The 4,661-nt window shown below is 59.9% G+C and carries 4 protein-coding genes; 2 read left to right on the top strand and 2 right to left on the bottom strand.

Annotation, left to right across the window (positions count from 1 at the left end):
• Both uvrB and Q7U29_RS23985 read left to right on the top strand, forming a co-directional pair.
• The coding region (gene uvrB, locus Q7U29_RS23990) for an excinuclease ABC subunit UvrB (RefSeq protein ID WP_304745485.1) at nt 1-2,056 on the top strand (2,056 nt) is incomplete at its 5' end.
• Between the two features lie 155 nt (nt 2,057-2,211).
• Nucleotides 2,212-2,913 carry a BglII/BstYI family type II restriction endonuclease gene (locus Q7U29_RS23985; RefSeq protein WP_304745483.1) on the top strand — a complete coding sequence of 234 codons (702 nt, stop codon included), beginning with the start codon at nt 2,212-2,214 and terminating at the stop codon, nt 2,911-2,913.
• A 94-nt stretch (nt 2,914-3,007) separates the two neighbouring features.
• Here Q7U29_RS23985 and Q7U29_RS23980 read toward each other — a convergent pair whose 3' ends face one another.
• Together Q7U29_RS23980 and Q7U29_RS23975 are read right to left on the bottom strand one after the other, a co-directional pair.
• Nucleotides 3,008-3,658 carry an MT-A70 family methyltransferase gene (locus tag Q7U29_RS23980; RefSeq protein ID WP_304745481.1) on the bottom strand — a complete coding sequence of 217 codons (651 nt, stop codon included), beginning with the start codon at nt 3,656-3,658 and terminating at the stop codon, nt 3,008-3,010.
• Nucleotides 3,642-4,235: a BglII/BstYI family type II restriction endonuclease gene (locus Q7U29_RS23975; protein ID WP_304745479.1), complete on the bottom strand. Its 594-nt coding sequence runs from the start codon at nt 4,233-4,235 to the stop codon at nt 3,642-3,644. Before Q7U29_RS23975 ends, Q7U29_RS23980 begins: the two co-directional genes overlap by 17 nt.
• Between the last annotated feature and the right edge of the window lie 426 nt (nt 4,236-4,661).

Below are 4,661 nucleotides of genomic sequence, written 5' to 3'. Positions count from 1 at the left end.
CGACACCTATATCGAGAAAGACTCGTCCATCAACGAGCAGATCGACCGCATGCGCCATTCGGCGACGCGGGCGCTCTTGGAGCGCGACGACGTCATCATCGTCGCCTCGGTGTCGTGCATCTACGGTATCGGTTCGGTCGAGACCTACACCGCGATGACCTTCGCGCTGAAGAAGGGCGAGCGCATCGACCAGCGCCAGTTGATCGCCGATCTCGTCGCGCTGCAGTACAAGCGGACGCAGGCCGATTTCACCCGCGGCACGTTTCGGGTGCGCGGCGACGACATCGATATCTTCCCGGCCCACTATGAAGACCGCGCCTGGCGCGTGAATTTGTTCGGCGACACCGTGGAAAACATCGAGGAATTCGATCCGCTCACCGGCCACCGCCAGGACGACCTCGAATTCATCAAGATCTACGCCAACTCGCATTACGTGACGCCGCGGCCGACCTTGGTGCAGGCGATCAAGTCGATCAAATCCGAATTGAAATGGCGGCTGGACCAGTTGCACGACCAGGGCCGCCTCTTGGAAGCGCAACGGCTGGAGAAGCGCACCACCTTCGATCTCGAGATGATGGAAGCCACCGGCTCCTGCGCCGGCATCGAGAACTATTCGCGCTACCTGACGGGACGCCGACCCGGCGAACCGCCGCCGACGCTGTTCGAATACGTCCCCGACAATGCGCTGGTGTTCGCCGACGAAAGCCACGTCACGGTGCCGCAGATCGGCGGCATGTTCAAAGGCGATTTCCGGCGCAAGGCGACGCTGGCGGAATACGGTTTCCGGCTGCCTTCCTGCATGGACAACCGTCCCTTGCGCTTCGAGGAATGGGACATGATGCGCCCGCAATCGGTCGCGGTCTCCGCCACGCCCAGCGCGTGGGAGCTGAACGAGAGCGGCGGCGTGTTCGTCGAACAGGTGATCCGTCCCACCGGCCTGATCGATCCGCCGGTCGACATCCGCCCAGCGCGCACCCAGGTCGACGATCTCGTCGGCGAAGTCCGCGCCACCGCCAACGCCGGCTATCGCAGCCTGATCACCGTGCTGACAAAGCGGATGGCGGAGGATCTCACCGAATACCTGCACGAGCAGGGCATCCGCGTGCGCTACATGCACAGCGACATCGACACCATCGAGCGTATCGAGATCATCAGGGATCTCAGGCTCGGCGCCTTCGACGCGCTGGTCGGCATCAATCTGCTGCGCGAAGGCCTCGACATTCCCGAATGCGCGCTGGTCGCGATCCTCGACGCCGACAAGGAAGGCTTTTTGCGCAGCGAGACCTCGCTGGTCCAGACCATCGGCCGCGCCGCGCGCAACGTCGACGGCCGCGTGATCCTCTACGCCGACCAGGTCACGGGATCGATGGAGCGCGCCATCGCCGAGACCGACCGCCGCCGCGAAAAGCAGGTGGAATACAATACCGCCCACGGCATCACGCCCGAAAGCATCAAGAAATCCATCGGCGACATCATGAACAGCGTCTACGAGCGCGACCATGTGCTGGTGGAAATCGGCGACGGCGGCATGGCAGACGACGTCATCAGCATCGGCCACAATTTCGAGGCCGTGCTCGCCGACCTCGAAACCAGGATGCGCGAAGCCGCCGCCGACCTCAATTTCGAGGAAGCCGCCCGCCTCCGCGACGAAGTCAAACGCCTGCGCGCGACGGAGCTGGCCGTGGTCGACGATCCCACCATCAAGCAGCGCGGCGTCGCGGCGAAAGCCGGCGCCTACGCCGGCACGAAGAAATACGGCGAGTCGGCGAATATGCCGAAGGGCTCATCGAAGCGCGGCGGCAACAACACGCCAAGGGTGGCCTCTTCCTCCCGCGTCCACAAACCCCACCTCGACGAAATGCACGGCCCGGAATCCCTGCCCTACCGCCCGGGCGGCGCCCGCCCGCGCAAACCCTCGCTCGACGACACCGGCGCAGGCAGCGGCAGCAAGATCTTCCAGCCCACCGACTCGCGCCAGTCCGGCCCGGAGTTCGGCCCGGTGCCGCGATCGAGCGGCGGGGCTCCGGGGCATCGCGGCGGGTGGAAGAAGAGGTAGCTACACGAGCCAGGCAACGTCATTCAACTTGCCTTGGAATGCGAAGAACTCGGCCGCTTCCGCAAGGCCGACGGACTCACCCCTTTGATCGGCGTAAGGGGTTTGTCCACGATTTGATATCTTGCTGTTGATTCGGCGCTGGATGGCCAAGATTTATGTTTGAGACCCGCACCTACGATGATTCCAGCGTCTTGCCGGCAGCGGCGCGCGATCACTGGGAGTTCATGGAGACGAACTCAGCAGCCGCAGTAATGCAAGCAGTCTGCCGTTCTGAGTGGAAGGACATTGTCGATGTTCTGTCTACCTATAGGTTAAGTCCGGAATATTGGCTGAAGGCCGGCGGAAATCGAGGCGACGTCGCGGAGCAGATCGACAGTCTTTTTTCGGCTCGCGGCTGGCAAGAAGCCCGCCTCGATCTCGAGACCACAGGCATCTTGCTCAATCGCAACAATGCTGTGATAGGAAATCTCCCGCCAGTACGGCAGGAAGGCTATCTCGTCGATAATCACAAGGGACGCGTGATTGTCGACGTCGAGTGGAATGCAAAGGACGGGAACCTAGATCGCGACCTGGCTTCATACCGGTCATGGTACGAGGCGGGAGTGATATCCGCCGGTGTCATCATCACCAAGGATCGGTTGCGCCTTCTGAATTTGGCTAGAAGGATCTGGTCGGAGTATCAGGCGACACTTCCTGAAGCTGACCGAACCGCGAAGCTCCCTATAGACTTAAGCACGTCGACTGTAACCGCATTCGACAAGGCACAAATGCGCGTCAAGCGCGGCGTCATGGGAACGTGTCCGGTCCTTATAGTGGCCGCCAGTGAGCGGACTTGGGACGGTCAGCCGTACCGCTAAGCATCGTCCATTCAGACCTGACGGTCTCGTCTGCCGCTAGCAATAGAGCTATGGTTCAGCTCAGCTGCGAGAGCATATCCTGTGACGCTCTTCTCTAGTCTGCAACGAGCAGACCAGCCTGCGAGTGATTTGCATAGGTCTTCCATGTCGGCTTGTAATCGTCGCCAGCCTGATTGCCCCACGTCGTCCACCCCTTACGCGTACCACGTCCGAATAACTCGACGAACGGCCCAGGTGAGCACGCTTCGATGATGTCATATTGCTCATCAGGTTTCCGCGAATGCTCACGCTTGCGTGTTCCCAGCAAATTGACCTGCCGCCGTCCTGGCGCAAGCGTGCGAGCGTTCTTGCCACGCACGCCGAACAAGATCAATTCGGTGACATTGCGGAAATAGAATCCAACACCGCGTCCATCCGAGCCGCCATCTTTACGGATCTTGTGCCAGACTAGGTTGGATTTGTAATTGAAGCCCCACGCCTTCATCACGGCCAATCCCTCTGGCAGAAGTGCGTTTGGACACCACAGGTAGAGATGTGCAGTTGGCGCGGCAAGGTCTACCACGGGCAGCGCGCTGATCTCCTCGAGCTTCATTGTGCCGTAGCGCGCCAGACGCTTATGCTCGGGCGCGACCTTGCCGGTCTTGTTGATGAACTGCCAAGGCGGATCGGCAAGGATCGTCGCAAAGCGGCGATTGGACGCGAATTTCAGCAGGTCACGCGCCGCGTCATCACTCGTCTTCGACATAACATGCTGTCCTGATTCCAAAGACAACAACGGGACATCCGCCGCCGCTTCCGCCTTCAAGCCTCGGTAGTAATTTCGCCATGTGGGTCGTCGAGTTTCCAAAGCTAGACCCCCTGCCCAGCTTGTTGAAAATCTGCTGCAGCTCGGTGCAGCGGGTGACAATGACACCCGCGTCGATGGCGCGCAGATCGAAGAGTAGGCGGAAGTTGTTCAGGTCGCGATCGTAGAACGGATCCTTGTTGTTCCACTCGACTTCGAGCGCGACGCGATCCTTGTAGCAGTCCACCTTGTGCGTTGGCGCGGCATGTTCTGCGTCGTCCACCACAATTTTGGTTTCGAATTTCTTTTCGATCCACCCAAGCTTGGTGAAATGCGAGTCCAGTTTGCTGGCGATCAAACCCTTCGATCCGCCCGGCTTCAAAACGTCGCTTGTCGTGAACGAAAAGCCCCGCAGCACCTCCAGAATGTTGGTCCACTTGTCTGGATGAGCGGATGTCAGGATCGCCAGCCCGTTGCGCCATTCGAACACCTCGTAACGCGCAGCAATGTCGGGCGGAATGATCGACTGATTCGGCATCCCGGCATTGTCTACGAAGCATCATTATGCAGCACGAGATATTACATTGTTCTTATTTTGTTCTCAATAGCAAGTTGATAACTTTTATAGGATAATATTCCACGTCAAATGATTGGAAACATTCTCAACCCAACTGTGACGGTCAACACCCCCATGCGGAGGCGAGCGTCTCGAAGCATGGGCAGCAAGCGACTCACCGATCTTACATTGTCAGTACCGGGATTCCGGGTTCGCGCTACGCGCGCCCCGGAATGACGACCTATCTCACCGACCGTCGGTCACTCGTCTCACCCGCTCCGCCGGTTGCTCGTATTCTGCACCATATTGCCGTGATCGCCCTGCTCGCGGATGTTCTGTTTCTCGTCGTCGCGATGGCCCCTGGTGGTGTCGAGAGGAATCTCGGGCGCGCTGCCGGGGCCCTTGTGG

Source organism: Bradyrhizobium sp. (genome assembly GCF_030654605.1).
GTDB lineage: Bacteria > Pseudomonadota > Alphaproteobacteria > Rhizobiales > Xanthobacteraceae > Bradyrhizobium.
This window is presented reverse-complemented; position numbering and strand designations above follow the sequence as displayed.